Source organism: Pseudoalteromonas shioyasakiensis (assembly GCF_001550135.1).
In the GTDB taxonomy this organism is placed as follows: domain Bacteria; phylum Pseudomonadota; class Gammaproteobacteria; order Enterobacterales; family Alteromonadaceae; genus Pseudoalteromonas; species Pseudoalteromonas shioyasakiensis.
In genome coordinates, this window is sequence record NZ_LRUE01000024.1 from 313,107 (window position 1) to 329,362 (window position 16,256).

13 protein-coding genes are annotated in these 16,256 nt (G+C 42.7%); all 13 read left to right on the top strand.

From position 1 onward, the window contains the following. Window positions 1-4: 4 nt before the first annotated feature. The 13 genes from nusA (at window position 5) to PASHI_RS20420 (ending at window position 16,252) form a co-directional block, all read left to right on the top strand. Window positions 5-1,504, top strand: a complete 1,500-nt coding sequence (nusA, locus tag PASHI_RS20360; RefSeq protein WP_054553176.1) for a transcription termination factor NusA — start codon at window positions 5-7, stop codon at window positions 1,502-1,504. A 25-nt stretch (window positions 1,505-1,529) separates the two neighbouring features. After that, window positions 1,530-4,187 (top strand): translation initiation factor IF-2, encoded by a 2,658-nt coding sequence (gene infB, locus PASHI_RS20365; protein ID WP_054562097.1) that lies wholly within the window; start codon window positions 1,530-1,532, stop codon window positions 4,185-4,187. A 110-nt stretch (window positions 4,188-4,297) separates the two neighbouring features. Beyond that, entirely contained in the window at window positions 4,298-4,702 is a 405-nt protein-coding gene (rbfA, locus tag PASHI_RS20370) for a 30S ribosome-binding factor RbfA (protein WP_054553174.1), read from the top strand. Continuing rightward, window positions 4,702-5,646, top strand: coding sequence for a tRNA pseudouridine(55) synthase TruB (gene truB, locus PASHI_RS20375; protein ID WP_054553173.1), 945 nt, complete (start codon window positions 4,702-4,704; stop codon window positions 5,644-5,646). The genes rbfA and truB overlap by 1 nt, the downstream gene beginning before the upstream one ends. A 110-nt stretch (window positions 5,647-5,756) precedes the next feature. Further along, entirely contained in the window at window positions 5,757-6,026 is a 270-nt protein-coding gene (gene rpsO, locus PASHI_RS20380) for a 30S ribosomal protein S15 (protein ID WP_054553172.1), read from the top strand. A gap of 242 nt (window positions 6,027-6,268) precedes the next feature. Continuing rightward, on the top strand, window positions 6,269-8,398 hold the full coding sequence (gene pnp, locus PASHI_RS20385; protein ID WP_054562096.1) for a polyribonucleotide nucleotidyltransferase: 2,130 nt from the start codon (window positions 6,269-6,271) through the stop codon (window positions 8,396-8,398). Window positions 8,399-8,526: 128 nt separating this feature from the next. Beyond that, entirely contained in the window at window positions 8,527-9,405 is an 879-nt protein-coding gene (nlpI, locus tag PASHI_RS20390; protein ID WP_062566852.1) for a lipoprotein NlpI, read from the top strand. Next, window positions 9,389-10,591, top strand: coding sequence for a hypothetical protein (locus PASHI_RS20395; protein ID WP_062566853.1), 1,203 nt, complete (start codon window positions 9,389-9,391; stop codon window positions 10,589-10,591). Before nlpI ends, PASHI_RS20395 begins: the two co-directional genes overlap by 17 nt. Window positions 10,592-10,802: 211 nt before the next feature. Then, window positions 10,803-13,595: a monovalent cation/H+ antiporter subunit A gene (locus PASHI_RS20400; protein WP_062566854.1), complete on the top strand. Its 2,793-nt coding sequence runs from the start codon at window positions 10,803-10,805 to the stop codon at window positions 13,593-13,595. Further along, complete coding sequence (locus tag PASHI_RS20405) at window positions 13,595-13,939, top strand: Na+/H+ antiporter subunit C (RefSeq protein ID WP_054553167.1); 345 nt, start codon at window positions 13,595-13,597, stop codon at window positions 13,937-13,939. The genes PASHI_RS20400 and PASHI_RS20405 overlap by 1 nt, the downstream gene beginning before the upstream one ends. After that, window positions 13,936-15,453 carry a monovalent cation/H+ antiporter subunit D gene (locus PASHI_RS20410; protein ID WP_062566855.1) on the top strand — a complete coding sequence of 506 codons (1,518 nt, stop codon included), beginning with the start codon at window positions 13,936-13,938 and terminating at the stop codon, window positions 15,451-15,453. Before PASHI_RS20405 ends, PASHI_RS20410 begins: the two co-directional genes overlap by 4 nt. Continuing rightward, window positions 15,453-15,989: a Na+/H+ antiporter subunit E gene (locus PASHI_RS20415; RefSeq protein WP_062566856.1), complete on the top strand. Its 537-nt coding sequence runs from the start codon at window positions 15,453-15,455 to the stop codon at window positions 15,987-15,989. The genes PASHI_RS20410 and PASHI_RS20415 overlap by 1 nt, the downstream gene beginning before the upstream one ends. Further along, window positions 15,983-16,252, top strand: coding sequence for a K+/H+ antiporter subunit F (locus PASHI_RS20420; RefSeq protein WP_054553164.1), 270 nt, complete (start codon window positions 15,983-15,985; stop codon window positions 16,250-16,252). The genes PASHI_RS20415 and PASHI_RS20420 overlap by 7 nt, the downstream gene beginning before the upstream one ends. Window positions 16,253-16,256 lie beyond the last annotated feature (4 nt).

Below are 16,256 nucleotides of genomic sequence, written 5' to 3' on the forward strand. Positions count from 1 at the left end.
ACCCATGGCAAAAGAAATATTATTGGTTGCTGAAGCCGTCTCCAATGAGAAAGCGGTTCCAAAAGAAAAGATTTTTGAAGCGTTAGAGTTCGCATTAGCGACTGCAACAAAGAAAAAACACGATGGCGAAATTGAAGTTCGCGTATCAATCGACCGTAAAACAGGTGATTACGACACATTCCGTCGTTGGAAGATTGCTGAAGTTCTTGAAGATGGTTCTTTAGAAAACCCTTACAGCGAAATCACACTTGAAGCGGCTCAGGTTGAAGACGAAAGCCTACAATTAGGTGATTACGTTGAAGAACAAATTGAGTCAATCAAGTTTGACCGTATTACAACACAAATGGCTAAGCAAGTTATCGTACAAAAAGTACGTGAAGCTGAGCGTGCATTAGTGGTTGAAGAATACAAAGATCAACAAGGCGAATTAGTAACAGGTGTTGTTAAAAAAGCAACCCGTGATGCAATCGTACTTGACCTTGGTAACAATGCTGAAGCGGTTATCTACCGTGATGATATGTTACCGCGTGAAAACTTCCGTCCAGGTGACCGTATCCGTGGTCTTCTTTACGAAGTTAAGCCAGAAGCACGTGGCGCGCAGTTATTTGTAACGCGTTCTAAGCCAGAAATGCTAATGGAACTTTTCCGCATTGAGGTGCCAGAGATTGGCGAAGAGATGATTGAACTACGTGCAGCTGCACGTGATCCAGGTTCTCGTGCAAAAATCGCGGTAAAATCTAACGACAAACGTATCGACCCAGTAGGTGCGTGTGTTGGTATGCGTGGTGCACGTGTACAAGCAGTTTCAACTGAGCTTGGTGGTGAGCGTGTTGATATCGTTCTTTACGATGACAACCCAGCGCAATTCGTTATCAATGCAATGGCGCCAGCAGAAGTTGCGTCAATCGTAATGGACGAAGATACACATTCAATGGATATCGCTGTTGAAGCCGATAACCTAGCACAAGCAATCGGTCGTAATGGTCAAAACGTTCGTCTTGCTAGCCAGTTAACTGGTTGGGAATTAAACGTAATGACAGTTGATGACATGCGTGCGAAGAACGAAGCTGAATCAGATAAGCTAATCAACTTATTCACTGAATACCTAGATATTGATGATGAGTTTGCAACATTACTTATCAACGAAGGTTTCTCAACACTTGAAGAAGTGGCTTACGTACCGGCATCAGAATTCTTAGAAATCGACGGTTTAGATGAAGAAACAGTTGATATCTTACGTTCACGTGCAAAAGACGCATTAACAACGAAAGCGCTTAAAACTGAAGAAAGCCTAGAAGGTGCAGAACCTGCAGAAGACCTACTAGCGCTTGAAGGCTTAGAGCGTCACCTTGCATTTGTTATGGCAAGTAAAGGTGTAGTAACACTTGAAGACTTAGCTGAGCAAGGCATTGATGAGTTAGTAGACATCACTGAACTTTCAGAAGAAGAAGCTGGCAAGCTAATTATGGCTGCGCGTAACATTTGTTGGTTCGCAGACGAGTAATTTATTAACGGAGGTATTACACACTATGGCAGAAGTAAATGTTGAAAAACTAGCCGGAGATATTGGTACAACTGTTGATAAATTACTACAGCAGCTTGAACAAGCCGGTATTTCTAAAAAAGCAGGTGATATGGTAACTGAGTCTGAAAAGTCGACGTTATTAGATCACTTGAGCAAGCAGCACGGCGGCACGGGCTCAGAAGGCCCAGCTCGCATGACTTTGCAACGTAAAAGCAAAAGTACGCTAAGCGTAACTGGCTCTACAGGTAAAGCGAAGTCTGTGCAAGTTGAAGTACGTAAAACACGTACTTACGTTAAGAAAAGCGCCATTGAGCAACAGCAAGAAGAAGAGCGTTTAGCTGCAGAAGAAGCTGCACGTAAAGCAGCAGAGCTTAAAGCCCAGCAAGAAGCTGAGGAGCTTAAAGCGAAACAAGAGGCAGAGCGCAAAGCGAAAGAAGAAGCTGAGCGTAAAGCCAAAGAAGAGGCTAAACGTAAAGCTGAAGCTGAGCGTAAAGCGAAACAGAAGCAGATGACCCCAGAGCAAAGTGCTAAGTCTGAACAAGATCGCGCCGAAGCTGAGCGTCTGCAAAAAGAAGCAGAAGAGGCCGCATTGAGAAAAGCTGAAGAAGAAGCGAAACGTCAAGCAGAAGAGGCAAGAAAGCTAGCTGAAGAAAATGAAGCTCGCTGGAAAAAGGAAGAAGAAGAGCGTAAGCAGCGTGAAGAAAACGCTGATCACCACCTTACGACTTCAACTTACGCACGTGAAGCAGAAGATGAATCTGATGCACGTGAAGAGAATAGCGCTCGTCGTAAGAAAAAGAAAAAAGGACCTCAAAAAGATAAACAGGCTGCCGGTCCTAAAGGTAAGAAAGGCAAGCTTAAAGCACCAACGTCTTTACAACATGGTTTCCAAAAACCAACAGCTGACGTGAAAAACGAAGTTCGTATCAGTGAAACAATCACTGTTGCTGAGCTTGCATCACGCATGGCAGTTAAAGGTGCTGAAGTTGTTAAAACGATGATGAAGATGGGTGACATGGTTACCATCAACCAAGTGATTGACCAAGAAACAGCGCAGCTTGTTGCTGAAGAAATGGGTCACAAGGTAATTATCGTTAAAGAAAACGAATTAGAAGAGAAAGTTCTAAACGACCGTAGCGAAGAAGGTAAAGCGATTCCTCGTGCACCGGTTGTAACAGTAATGGGTCACGTTGACCACGGTAAAACGTCAACACTTGACTACATTCGTTCAGCAAAAGTTGCCTCTGGTGAGGCCGGTGGTATTACTCAGCACATTGGTGCATACCACGTTGAAACGAATGGCAACATGATTACTTTCTTAGATACTCCAGGCCACGCCGCGTTTACATCAATGCGTGCACGTGGTGCTAAAGCAACGGATATCGTAATCCTAGTAGTTGCTGCGGATGATGGTGTAATGCCACAGACTAAAGAAGCGGTTCAGCACGCGCGTGCTGCAGGCGTTCCTTTAATCATCGCAGTAAACAAAATGGATAAAGAAGGCATCGACCCAGATCGCGTTAAGAACGAGCTAGCACAATTAGACGTTATCCCAGAAGAGTGGGGTGGTGAAACACAGTTTGTACACATCTCTGCGAAAACTGGTTTAGGTATTGATGACCTACTTGAAGCGGTATTAATGCAAGCTGAGCTACTTGAGCTAACTGCGCCAGCTGAAGGTATGGCTGCAGGTGTTGTAATTGAATCGCGTCTAGATAAAGGTCGTGGTCCAGTTGCGTCAATCCTAGTTCAGTCTGGTACACTTAACCAAGGTGATATCGTACTTTGTGGTCTTGAATATGGCCGTGTACGTGCGATGAAAGATGAGAACGGTAAAGACATCAAGTCTGCGGGTCCATCTATCCCAGTTGAGATTTTAGGTCTATCTGGTATCCCTGCAGCCGGTGATGAAGCAACAGTAGTTAAAGATGAGCGTAAAGCGCGTGAAGTAGCACTTTACCGTCAAGGTAAGTTCCGTGAAGTGAAGCTTGCTCGTCAACAAAAAGCGAAGCTTGAAAACATGTTTACGAACATGGCTGAAGGCGATGTATCAGAAGTTAACATCGTTCTTAAAGCTGACGTACAAGGTTCAATTGAAGCAATCGCTGATTCATTAACTAAGCTTTCTACTGATGAAGTTAAAGTGAAGATTGTTGGTTCAGGTGTAGGTGGTATCACTGAAACTGATGCAACTCTTGCAGCGGCGTCAAACGCAATCGTTGTTGGCTTTAACGTACGTGCTGATGCATCAGCTCGTAAAGTAATTGAGTCAGAAAACCTAGACTTACGTTACTACAGCGTAATCTACAGCCTGATTGAAGAAGTTAAACAAGCGATGTCAGGTATGCTTGCACCAGAATTCAAGCAAGAGATCATTGGTCTTGCTGAAGTTCGTGACGTGTTCAAGTCACCTAAGATTGGTGCAATCGCAGGTTGTATGGTTACTGAAGGTATCGTTAAGCGTAGCGCGCCTATCCGTGTACTTCGTGATAACGTGGTTATCTATGAAGGTGAACTTGAGTCACTACGTCGCTTTAAAGATGACGTTCAAGAAGTACGTAACGGTATGGAATGTGGTATCGGCGTTAAGAACTACAACGATGTTAAAGTTGGCGACCAAATCGAGGTATTCGAGACGGTTGAAGTACAACGTTCACTTTAATTTCGTTTAAGTTATTGCTTTAAATGGGGGCCTAGCCCCCATTTGTGTATTCGTAATTAAATTAACTTATTCTTTAACATCAATAAGTTATTATTTTAGAGTGAAATGAAATGAGAGAATTTTCTCGCACTGATCGTGTTGCACAGCAAATTCAAAAAGAGATTGCTGTTATTCTGCAACGCGAAATTAAAGATCCACGCTTAGGCATGGTGACAGTGTCTGCGGTTGAGGTATCTCGCGACTTATCTTACGCAAAAGTATTTATCACAGTGTTTAATACTGATGATGAAGATAAAGCCAAGCAAAGCGCTAAAATATTAAATGAAGCAACGGGTTATATTCGTTCTTTATTAGGTAAACGTATTCGTGCGCGCATCATGCCTGAGTTACGTTTTGTGATCGATAACTCGCTTATGGAAGGTATGCGTATTTCAAACTTGGTTGATTCAGTTATTCGTGAAGACAATGCCAAGCATGTAGACGAAGATGACAGCGAAGAAGGCACTAAAGACTAATGGCTAGACGCAGTAAAGGTCGTGCTATTGACGGCATCTTATTACTTAATAAGCCGCAAGGTATTTCATCAAACAAAGCATTGCAGCAAGCAAAGGGAATTTACTTTGCTCAAAAAGCAGGCCACACCGGTGCGCTTGATCCGCTCGCGACGGGTATGCTGCCTATTTGTTTTGGTGAAGCGACTAAGTTTACCCAGTTCTTGCTTGATACTGACAAAACCTATGTTGTACGCGCCAAACTTGGTGAGCGAACCACTACCTCTGATTCAGATGGTGAAGTGGTTGAAACGCGCGACGTATCGGTCACCCGTGAACAATTAGCTGAGCAAATTGCCAGTTTCTTAGGTGAGTCGGATCAATACCCTTCGATGTACTCTGCGCTAAAATACCAAGGTCAGCCTTTGTATAAATATGCTCGCGAAGGTATCGAAGTGCCGCGTAAGTGTCGAAAAATTAATGTATTTAGTTTAACGCTTGATGAGTTTGATGAAGCTAATAATGAAGTACAAATGACGGCACATGTGTCTAAAGGCACTTATATTCGTACTATTGTTGACGACTTAGGTGAAAAGCTTGGCTGTGGTGCGCATGTCATCATGTTGCATCGCAGTGCAGTTGGCCATTATCCAAGTGAGAAAATGGTCACTCTTGAGCAACTTGAAGAAAAGCTACAGCAAGCAAAAGCAGACGATGTTGCGCCTTCAAGCTACCTCGATGAGCTATTACTGCCAATGGATACTGCTTTGGTTGATTTACCTGTGATTGAGATTACTCAAGAGCAGGGCGTGGCATTTAGTCATGGTCAAACAGTCGTGATTGGTAAGCCTGTACCAGATGGTGTGGTAAAGGTAATGGCTGATGGGGTGTTCATTGGCACTGGTGAGCGTCATAAAGACGGTCATTTAAAATCAAAGCGTGGCTTATCAAATCAACTGCCTGAGTAAAGATTACCTTGTAGTTATTAGCAAAGCTGGGTAGAATACGCCCCGCTCAATCGTTTTGGCTGAATTAGTGATCGGCTAAAACACAATTTAAATTAATTTTTGGAGTTACTATGTCACTAAGCAATCAAGAAAAAGTTGAAATCATCGCTAAATTTGCACGCGCTGAAGGCGACACTGGTTCACCTGAAGTACAAGTTGCACTTCTAACTTTCGATATCAACAAGCTTCAAGGTCACTTTGCTAGCCACAAGCACGACTTCCACTCACGTCGTGGTCTTCTTCGCAAAGTAAGCCAACGCCGTAAACTGCTTGACTACCTTAAAGGTAAAGACATTGCACGTTACACTGCGTTAATCCAAGAGCTTGGCCTACGTCGCTAAGAACTAGATTACGAGAAAAGGGGCTATTTAGCCCCTTTTTTTGTGCGCGCATGAAAGGTATACTAGCGCACACCTAGGTAGTGGATACTGCTTAGATATCAAAAAACATCATTGCCAATTGTAGTACTTAATCGTGTTTTCATAAGCACAATTAAGTACTGTAATTGGTACTTTGATGGACTATTTTTTACCAATTCGGAGCACAGCTCTGAGTTGCTTTTACATTTAAAGGACATTTTTAAGTGCAAGCAATTATTAAAGAATTTCAACTAGGTCAACACACTGTGACTCTAGAAACTGGTGCTATCGCTCGTCAAGCTGACGGCGCAGTACTAGCAAGCATTGGCGATACTTCAGTATTAGTTACTGTTGTTGGTAAGCGTGATGCACAACCAGGTCAAGACTTCTTCCCACTAACAGTAAACTATCAAGAGCGTATGTACGCTGCAGGTCGTATCCCTGGTGGTTTCCTTAAGCGTGAAGGTCGTCCTAACGATGGCGAAACACTTATCGCTCGTCTAATCGACCGTCCAATTCGTCCACTTTTCCCAGATGGTTTCGTAAACGAAGTACAAGTAATCGCGACAGTTGTTTCTGTTAACCCAGAAATCCAACCTGACATGGTTGCTATGATTGGTACTTCAGCAGCACTTGCTATCTCTGGTATTCCATTCAATGGTCCTATCGGTGCATCACGTGTTGGTTTCATCAACGGTGAATACGTACTTAACCCAACACTAGCTGAGCTTGAAGAAAGCCAATTAGACCTAGTTGTTGCTGGTACTGATAACGCAGTACTTATGGTTGAATCAGAAGCTGAAACACTATCTGAAGACGTAATGTTAGGTGCGGTTGTTTATGGTCATGAGCAATCTCAAGCTATCATCAACGCAATCAACGAGTTCAAAGCTGAAGCGGGTAAACCAGCTTGGGATTGGACTGCACCAGAGAAAAACGTAACACTTGCTGAGAAAATCTCTGCAATTGCTGCTGATAAAGTAGGTGAAGCATACCGCATCACTGACAAAGTAGCGCGTAAAGAAGCACTAGGTGCAGCGAAAGAAGAAGTTGTTGCTACATTAACAGCTGAACTTGCTGAAGGCGAAGAGCTAGATACGCAAGAAGTTGGCAAACTATTCGGTTCTTTAGAAAAAGAAATCGTTCGTGGCCGTATCATCGCTGGTGAAAAACGTATCGATGGTCGTGAACCAGATATGGTTCGTGCACTAGACGTAATGACGGGTGTTTTACCTCGTACTCACGGTTCTGCAATCTTCACGCGTGGTGAGACGCAAGCACTTGTAACTGCAACGCTTGGTACTGAGCGTGATTCACAGTTAATTGACGACTTAACAGGTACTAACAAGCATCACTTCATGCTTCACTACAACTTCCCTCCGTTCTGTGTAGGTGAAACAGGTTTTGTAGGCTCTCCTAAGCGTCGTGAAATTGGTCACGGTAACCTAGCTAAGCGTGGTATTGCTGCGGTACTACCTACACTTACTGACTTCCCATACTCAATCCGTGTTGTTTCAGAAATCACTGAATCAAACGGTTCATCGTCTATGGCATCAGTATGTGGTACGTCACTAGCACTTATGAACGCAGGTGTTCCAATTAAAGCATCTGTTGCTGGTATCGCGATGGGTCTAGTTAAAGAAGGCGACGATTTCGTTGTTCTTTCAGATATCTTAGGTGATGAAGATCACTTAGGTGACATGGACTTTAAAGTAGCGGGTACTTCAAACGGTATCACTGCACTACAAATGGATATCAAGATCGAAGGTATCACTAAAGAAATCATGCAAATCGCTCTTAAACAAGCGAAAGCAGCACGTCTACACATCTTAGGTGTTATGGACGAAGCGATTGCAGCACCTTCTGAAGAGTTATCTCAATTCGCACCACGCATCTACACAATGCAAATCCCTGCGAAGAAAATTGCTGAAGTTATCGGTAAAGGTGGCGCAACTATCCGTCAACTTACTGAAGAAACTGGCACAACGATCGAAATCGAAGATGACGGTACAATCAAGATCGCTGCAACTGATGGCATCAGCGCAAACGATGCAATCAAGCGTATCGAGCAATTAACTGCTGAGCTAGAAGTAGGTACTATCTACACTGGTAAAGTTGTACGTATCGTTGATTTTGGTGCGTTCGTTAATATCCTTCCGGGTAAAGACGGTCTAGTGCACATTTCACAAATCAGCACAGAGCGTGTTAACAACGTAACTGACCACCTAAGCGAAGGCCAAGAAGTTAAAGTTAAAGTTCTTGAAGTAGATCGCCAAGGTCGTGTACGTCTAAGCATCAAAGAAGCAATGGAACCAGCTGCTGAAGAAAAAGCAGAAGAGTCTAAAGACGCTTAATGATGATTGAATAACCAGTTATTTGCTGGATATAAGAAAAAGGGGCTGTTTAGCCCCTTTTTTTATGCTTTAATGAAACCTATCCGCTTCGCCTTTGTCTACAGAGAATTCAGGTATTAAGGAATTTAATGATTTTTAAACACTTAGCATTGACCGCTGTGGCTATTTTTTCTTTAAGTGCATGTCAAACAACTTCACAACCTGAGTCAGTCCCTATTGTTAATGTGCCTTTTACTGCACCATTAGCGCCTGATTTTCGTAACGAAATTACGATTGCTCGCTATTCTGAACTACTAAACCGTGCTGATTTAAGTGCCGAGCAACAAGCCAAACTTTATTACGATCGCGGTGTATTATTTGACAGCTTAGGTATGTCGACTTTAGCGCGTATTGACTTTAACCGTGCGATTAAGCTCAAACCAGACCTAGCAGAGGTGTATAACTTCTTAGGCATTCATCACACACTAATGCAGCAGTATGAACAAGCTTATGAGTTCTTTGATTCGGCACTTGAGCTTAACGAGCAACACGAGTATGCCTATTTAAATCGTGGTATTGCCCTTTACTATGGTGACCGTCCATCACTTGCACAAGATGACTTACAGCAGTTTTTAAATCGTTCGCCAAGCGACCCTTACCGTGTGCTATGGCTTTATTTAGCTCAATCAGAAGCTAATAAAGCGCAGGCCTTAGTTGATTTAAAAGCTAACTCGCAGGGTGTTGATGAGTCTCAATGGGGTTACCAACTGTTGGCACTTTATTTAGGTGACATCAGTGAGTTCGAGTTTTTATCTGGAATTATTGAAGGTGTAACTTCAGAGCAAGAGTATGCGCATCGCTTATGCGAAGCTTATTTCTACCTAGCGAAGATGCATCAAGCGGCGGGTGATAACTATCTTGCTGCCGATTACTTTAGACTTGCCCTTGCCACCAATGTGCATGAGTTTGTTGAATACAAATATGCCCGCTTAGAGCTTGAGTTAATGGCTGGTGAAAACGCAAGCTAAGGTTTCTTTTACTGCTATTCTATTACTGAGCTTGGGTTCCGTACCAAGCTCAGTGTCTCGTTATATTCCCGCTTATGCTTATTACGCAAATACTACTCCTTCACAAGCAACAGCTATCTATTATTTAGCACCCAGTGCCATTAATTTGCAGCATTTAGTGCTGAGTAACTCACAGCTTCGTCAGTTAGCAAGGCTTAATGATAGTAATGCTGCGTATCAACTTGCGCTCAGATTTTTGCTGCAACATGATTACACTGCAGCAAAATTATGGTGGCAGCCTTACTTTGCTACATTCAATTCAGCTCAGCAACAAACCTTAGCGGAGCAGCTAGTCAGAGCAAACCAGTGGCTCGATATAAGTTACCTAGGTAAAGCTGGCAAGTTACCTGAGGGAAATGCCAAGCAAGCTTGGCTGTTGCAACAACAAATGCCGCCAGCTCAAATTGACCCAGCTTATGCGCAGCAACAGCAATTAGCCTTATCAACATCAAGTATACAAGCAAGCAGTCAGTGCCAATTTAATGTTTTAATGATGACAGATCATTACAAGGGCATTGATACTTTAAAGCTGTATAAGCAGCAATACAGTAAAGCGCCTGAGCCTGCAAAAGGCAGCTTTTGTTTTACTGACGTTGTTTATGTTGCTGATAAGTTTAGTTGCGATGATAGTAGTGGGGCGCTTAAGTGTAACTGGCAAAATGCGGCAGCACATCCGTGGCCTGAAGGTTTTGACTTTATTGTGATGATGTCAAAGCAAGGGGCTGCTAATGTGCTTGGCGGGATTATGCATATCAATTCATCGCAATCTTATGCGGTATTTTTACATGAGCTAATGCATTTCAATGGCTTTGAAGATGAGTATGTTTTAGCAGAGCAAAAACAACAGTGGCTGTGTAAGCAACAGGGGCTGGTTGCGCCAAATCTGTTTATTGCAAATAAGGTTTCCCCACCAAAAGGCTGGCAAAAAAGTATCGCTTGTAGCAATCAGTTAGCCTATAAACCAAGCCCTAATTGGTCAATAATGCAATACCAAACTATGAGCCTGTCTGAGCAATACCGTGAGCTTTGGCAAAAACAAATTAACCAGCCCTTAACAAAGCCGATTCGGTTTTCTGAATATTTTGCCTTTTTAGGCTTAAAGCCAGTGTTTACAACAGCTTCCAAAGAGCAGAAATTTTCTGACTAATCGTCTATTTATTGCTATTTTAGTATGCAAAGCGGTTAAATGTTGTGCAAATAGGTGTGTCTCCTATAGACAAAATAGCACCTGATCAGTATAACTATACGCATTGTAAGCTTTTTTTGAAGCCAACTTTTAACCATCCAAATGAACAGTACGCAACTAATTAAAACTAGAGCGGTATTGATATTCTTATGACACTAAAAGGCTCCTAATTATGACTTTGCTCTGGATACCCCTGTTATCCTTAATCGGCAGTGTTATTTCATCCTGCACTTCAAAACTAACACGTAACCAAAGCACTGCTTTGACCATGTTAGCGCCTTTGATTGCCCTTGGAATTGTATTTTCGTATACCCCTGCAGTCTTTTCTGGTGAAACAATTCGCTACACTGCTGAGTGGATCCCTCTTTTAAACATGCAAGTCTCGTTTCGACTTGATGGTTTAACGTTACTTTTTCTATATATGATCTTGGGTATCGGTACCCTGGTGATTTTTTATGCGCGTTATTACTTGAGTAGTAGCGACTCAATGCCAAAGCTATACTGCTATTTAATGCTATTTATGACCGCAATGGTCGGCATCGTGATGTCGAATAATGTGATCCAGCTGTGGTTTTTCTGGGAGCTCACAAGTATTAGCTCGTTCTTATTGATTAGCTATTGGTGGCATAAGTCAGAAGCTCGCAAAGGCGCGCGTATGGCACTTGCTATTACAGGTGCCGGTGGTCTTGCGTTACTAGCAGGTTTATTACTAATTGGTGATATTGTTGGTAGCTATAATCTTGATGTGATTTTAGCAAGCAAAGCGCTTATTCAATCTCATGCACTTTATGAAGCTGCGCTGGTATTAGTGCTTTTAGGTGCATTTACCAAATCTGCACAATTTCCATTTCATTTTTGGTTACCACATGCCATGGCAGCACCGACACCAGTCAGTGCCTACTTGCACTCCGCAACCATGGTTAAAGCAGGCATCTTTTTATTAGCGCGTTTTTATCCAGCGCTATCAGGCACAGATACTTGGTTTATCTTAGTGGCAATGACGGGTCTGGCGACTTTATTGGTTGGCGCTTATATCGCGTTATTTAAGCATGATTTAAAAGGCTTGCTGGCTTATTCAACAATCAGCCATTTAGGTTTAATTACCTTACTGCTTGGTTTAGACACTGAGCTTGCTACAGTGGCTGCTATCTTCCACATCATTAACCACGCAACCTTTAAAGCGTCGTTATTTATGGCAACGGGTATCATTGACCATGAAACTGGCACCCGTGATATGCGTAAACTTAATGGTATGTGGCGATTTATGCCGTATACCGCCACACTTGCTATGGTAGCAGCGGCAGCCATGGCGGGCGTGCCACTGTTAAATGGTTTCTTGTCGAAAGAAATGTTCTTTGCCGAAACACTGCATCAGCAAGTGCTTGGCTCTATGTCTTGGTTAATTCCAGTGTTAGCGACTATTGCTGGTGCACTCTCTGTCGCGTATTCAGCACGCTTTATTCACGACGTGTTTTTTAACGGCGACCCAATCGATTTGCCAAAACAGCCTCATGAGCCACCACGCTATATGCGTGTACCAATCGAAATTTTGGTTGTGCTGTGTTTACTCGTCGGTATGTTCCCGCACTTTGCAGTAAGTGATATTTTAGCTTCGGCGTCTTATGCAGTGCTTGGCGATGCAGCCCCAGATTATAAGCTATCTGTATGGCATGGCTTTAACTTACCTCTGTTAATGAGCTTTATTGCAACAAGCGTGGGTGTGATGATTTATGTGCAGCGTAAGCACCTGTTCCACTTCCAAGCGTCATTGCCAACTTTAAATGCTAAAAAAGGCTTTGAGCGTGGCTTATATAGCTTAATTAAATGGTCACAAGAAAAGATTAAACGAATCGAAAATGGCTCGTTACAGCGCTATGCCTTTGTAATGATTGCTGTGGTGCTTATGTGTGCGGGCTGGCCTTTATTTGAAATGCGCCAGTTAGCAGGAGCAAGTGAGTTAACCCCAATTGATTTCCATAATGCTATTGGTGCTGGCTTACTAATAATTGGTGCGCTGGCAACGGTTATTTGGCACCGCTCACGAATGATATCTTTGATTATGATTTCAATCGTAGGCCTGATGGTATCTGTTGCATTTACTCGATTCTCTGCGCCAGATTTAGCGCTGACTCAGTTAACCGTTGAAGTTGTTACCGTAATGCTACTGATGCTTGCACTGTTCTTTTTACCACAGCGTACTCCGAAAGAATCAAGCTCACTGCGTATTCTGCGTGACTTGGGTATCTCATCGGCAATAGGTGTGGTTGTGGCAAGTATTTGTTATGCGCTTCTGACAAGACCACTTGAGTCAATTTCTGACTTCTTTGTTGCTAATGCAAAAACTGGCGGTGGTGGTACTAACGTTGTAAACGTTATCCTCGTTGACTTTAGGGGTTTTGATACCTTAGGTGAAATTACCGTACTAGGTATTGCTGCATTAGGTATTTATAAGCTTCTTATTAACTTGCCGCTGTTTATGCCAGCAAGTGATAGTGAAGGACGCCCATGGGCAAGAGAGCGTTACCCAATTCTATTATCGAGTATTTCACAAAGCTTGTTACCACTGGCATTACTTGTGTCTGCGTATATTTTCTTACGTGGTCATAACTTACCAGGTGGTGGTTTTATTGCAGGACTAGTTACCGCGATTGCATTTATTTTGCAATATATGGCTAATGGTTCGCACTGGATTGCAGACAGATTTGACGTGAATTATCGTAAGATTATTGCGTCAGGTATTGCTATTGCTTTGTTTACAGGTCTTGGAAGTTGGTTCTTCGAACGTCCATTCCTAACAACCTGGTTTGATTATTTTGATATTCCGCTAGTCGGCAAGACAGAACTTGCTAGTGCTATCGTATTTGATTTAGGTGTGTATTTAACTGTTGTAGGTGCAACGCTGATGATTTTAGCAAGTTTAGGTAAATTAACTGCTGATACACCCAAGCAAGAGGTAAATATTTAATGGAAGTATTGTACGCATCATGCGTCGGCGTGCTGGTTGCATGCGGAATTTACTTAATATTGCGGGCTCGTACCTTCCCGGTGGTACTCGGCCTGACTATGTTGTCGTATGCAGTTAACCTGTTTTTATTCTCTTCAGGTCGTTTAACTATTAACAAAGCGGCTGTACTTGGTACAGGCAGTGAGTATGCCGATCCACTCCCTCAAGCGCTGGTTTTAACAGCCATTGTAATTGGCTTTGCGATGACCGCTTTTGTGGTTATTTTAGCGATTCGTGGTCGTGCTGACTTGGGTAATGACCATGTTGATGGCCATCTTGTTAAGTCATCGAAGGAGCAAAAATGATTCAGCATTTAGCTTCTTTACCAATTTTAATTCCGATGTTGGCAGGGGTTATTTTACTCATGCCGCCATGTGGAAAAAACTTACATATTCGTCGTGTTTCGTCGGTTATTTTGTCGATTGTCACACTATTGGTCAGTGCTTATTTATTATTTTACGTAAATAGTACCGCACCGCTTGTTTACGCAATTGGTGATTGGTCTGCACCATTTGGTATTGTGCTGGTTGCCGATAGGCTAGCAACGCTACTGGTGCTACTTACCAGTTTCCTTGGTGCAGTTGTGGTGCTTTATAGCTGTGCAGGCGATGATAAAAAAGGGAGCTTTTTCCATCCGTTAGTGCACTTTTTAGTGTTAGGTGTAAATGGCGCATTTTTAACTGGCGATGTATTTAACCTGTTCGTATTTTTTGAAGTGCTGTTGATTGCTTCGTATTCATTATTGATGCATGCCGGCAACAAACATAGTACCCGAGCTGCACTGCAGTACGTCATTTTAAACCTGATTGGTTCAAGCGTATTTTTAATTGCGCTGGGTGTACTTTATGGTGTGTTAGGCACATTGAACATTGCTGATTTAGCGCAAAAAGTACCACAGCTGACGGGTGATGATGTTTACCTTGCTAAAATTGGTGGCTTGCTGTTAATCGTGGTATTTGCGTTAAAAGGCGCGTTATTACCGTTACATTTATGGCTACCGAATACCTACGCCAGTGCAATGCCATTAGTTGCTGCATTATTCGCGATTATGACCAAGGTCGGTGTGTATGCCATGTTGCGCGTGTATACCGTAATATTTGGTGATAATGCTGGCGAACTCGCTCACATGGCACAGCCTTGGTTATGGGGCTTAGCACTAGCGACCATAGTGATGGGTGGTATTGGTGTGTTAGCAAGCCAAGATTTTAGAAAGCTTATTGCGAATCTGGTGGTTGTTTCTGTAGGTACTTTAGTGGCATTGGTTGCGATTCAAAATGTTGCTGCAACCGCGGCATTACTTTACTACTTAGTGCATTCAACCATTATTTGCGCTGCACTATTCTTAATTGCGGATTTAATTGCTCAGCAACGTGGTAAAGTTGCCGACCGATTAGTCGCAGGACGCGCCGTTGCACAGCCATATTTACTTGGTACTTTTTTTGTAGTGGCTGCGCTTGCTGTTGTTGGTATGCCACCGTTATCTGGCTTTGTCGGCAAAGTATGGATTTTAAAGAGCACGCTAGATAGCGAAAAAGCCATGTTGTTTTGGCCAATCTATCTAGTTTCGAGTTTAGCGTTATTAGTGGCTGTTTCACGAGCTGGTACCAGCTTATTTTGGGATCACACCCATAAAGACAGTGAAGCAATTGAAGGCACTAAAGCACACCCTGTTAAAGTGATAGCTGTAGTTGCATTACTTGCGTGTTCACCATTAATGGTTGTATTTGCAGGACCGATTTCAGACTATATGTTAGCAACGTCAGAGCAGTTGTTTGATATCAACACTAGCATCAACGCTGTATTACAAGGAGGCCAATAATGCGTTTAGAAGCTCGCTTTCGTTGGTTGCCAACACCATTTCGCAGTGTTTTATTATTCATTGTATGGCTGTTGTTAAATAATAGTGTGTCGCCAGGACACCTATTTTTAGCTGCATTTTTTGCTATTACTATTCCGTGGATTACATTCCCATTTCGTGATCCACAGCCTCTTATTGTAAGGCCGGGTCTTGCGTTTAGGCACTTATTGTTAGTGCTGTACGATATTGTCACTGCCAACTTACAAGTTGCCCTGTTGATCCTTGGGCCAACGAAAAAGTTACGCCCAGGTTTTATCAAAGTACCATTGGATTTAAGTCATGAAATGCCAATCACTATTTTGGCCAGCACAGTATCTTTAACACCGGGTACAGTGAGCGCAGAGGTTTATCCTATTCCTGAGTCACTCGAAGAGGACGAAGAAATTCAGCAGCGCTACTTATTGATCCATGTACTCGATTTAGCTGATGAACAAGCGTTAATTAATACTATTAAGCAGCGCTACGAAGCACCGCTTAAGGAGATTTTTCGATGCTAGATACCGTTTTTCTAATTGTTTTTGCAATGATAGCCATATCTTTATTGTTAAACCTATGGCGTTTAATTGTTGGGCCGTCGGTACCTGATCGTATATTGGCTTTAGATACTATGTTCATAAATACCATTGCTTTAATTATTCTGTATGGCATGAGCATGGGCACCGATTTATATTTTGAAGCCGCATTATTAATCGCCATGCTTGGCTTTGTGAGCACTGTAGCTGTATGTAAATATCTGCTGCGTGGCGATATTATTGAATAAGGTA

Coding starts and splice junctions, on each gene's coding strand:
- nusA (WP_054553176.1), top strand. CDS start 5: ATGGCAAAAGAAATATTATTGGTTGCTGAAGCCGTCTCCAATGAGAAA.
- infB (WP_054562097.1), top strand. CDS start 1,530: ATGGCAGAAGTAAATGTTGAAAAACTAGCCGGAGATATTGGTACAACT.
- rbfA (WP_054553174.1), top strand. CDS start 4,298: ATGAGAGAATTTTCTCGCACTGATCGTGTTGCACAGCAAATTCAAAAA.
- truB (WP_054553173.1), top strand. CDS start 4,702: ATGGCTAGACGCAGTAAAGGTCGTGCTATTGACGGCATCTTATTACTT.
- rpsO (WP_054553172.1), top strand. CDS start 5,757: ATGTCACTAAGCAATCAAGAAAAAGTTGAAATCATCGCTAAATTTGCA.
- nlpI (WP_062566852.1), top strand. CDS start 8,527: ATGATTTTTAAACACTTAGCATTGACCGCTGTGGCTATTTTTTCTTTA.
- PASHI_RS20400 (WP_062566854.1), top strand. CDS start 10,803: ATGACTTTGCTCTGGATACCCCTGTTATCCTTAATCGGCAGTGTTATT.
- PASHI_RS20405 (WP_054553167.1), top strand. CDS start 13,595: ATGGAAGTATTGTACGCATCATGCGTCGGCGTGCTGGTTGCATGCGGA.
- PASHI_RS20410 (WP_062566855.1), top strand. CDS start 13,936: ATGATTCAGCATTTAGCTTCTTTACCAATTTTAATTCCGATGTTGGCA.
- PASHI_RS20415 (WP_062566856.1), top strand. CDS start 15,453: ATGCGTTTAGAAGCTCGCTTTCGTTGGTTGCCAACACCATTTCGCAGT.
- PASHI_RS20420 (WP_054553164.1), top strand. CDS start 15,983: ATGCTAGATACCGTTTTTCTAATTGTTTTTGCAATGATAGCCATATCT.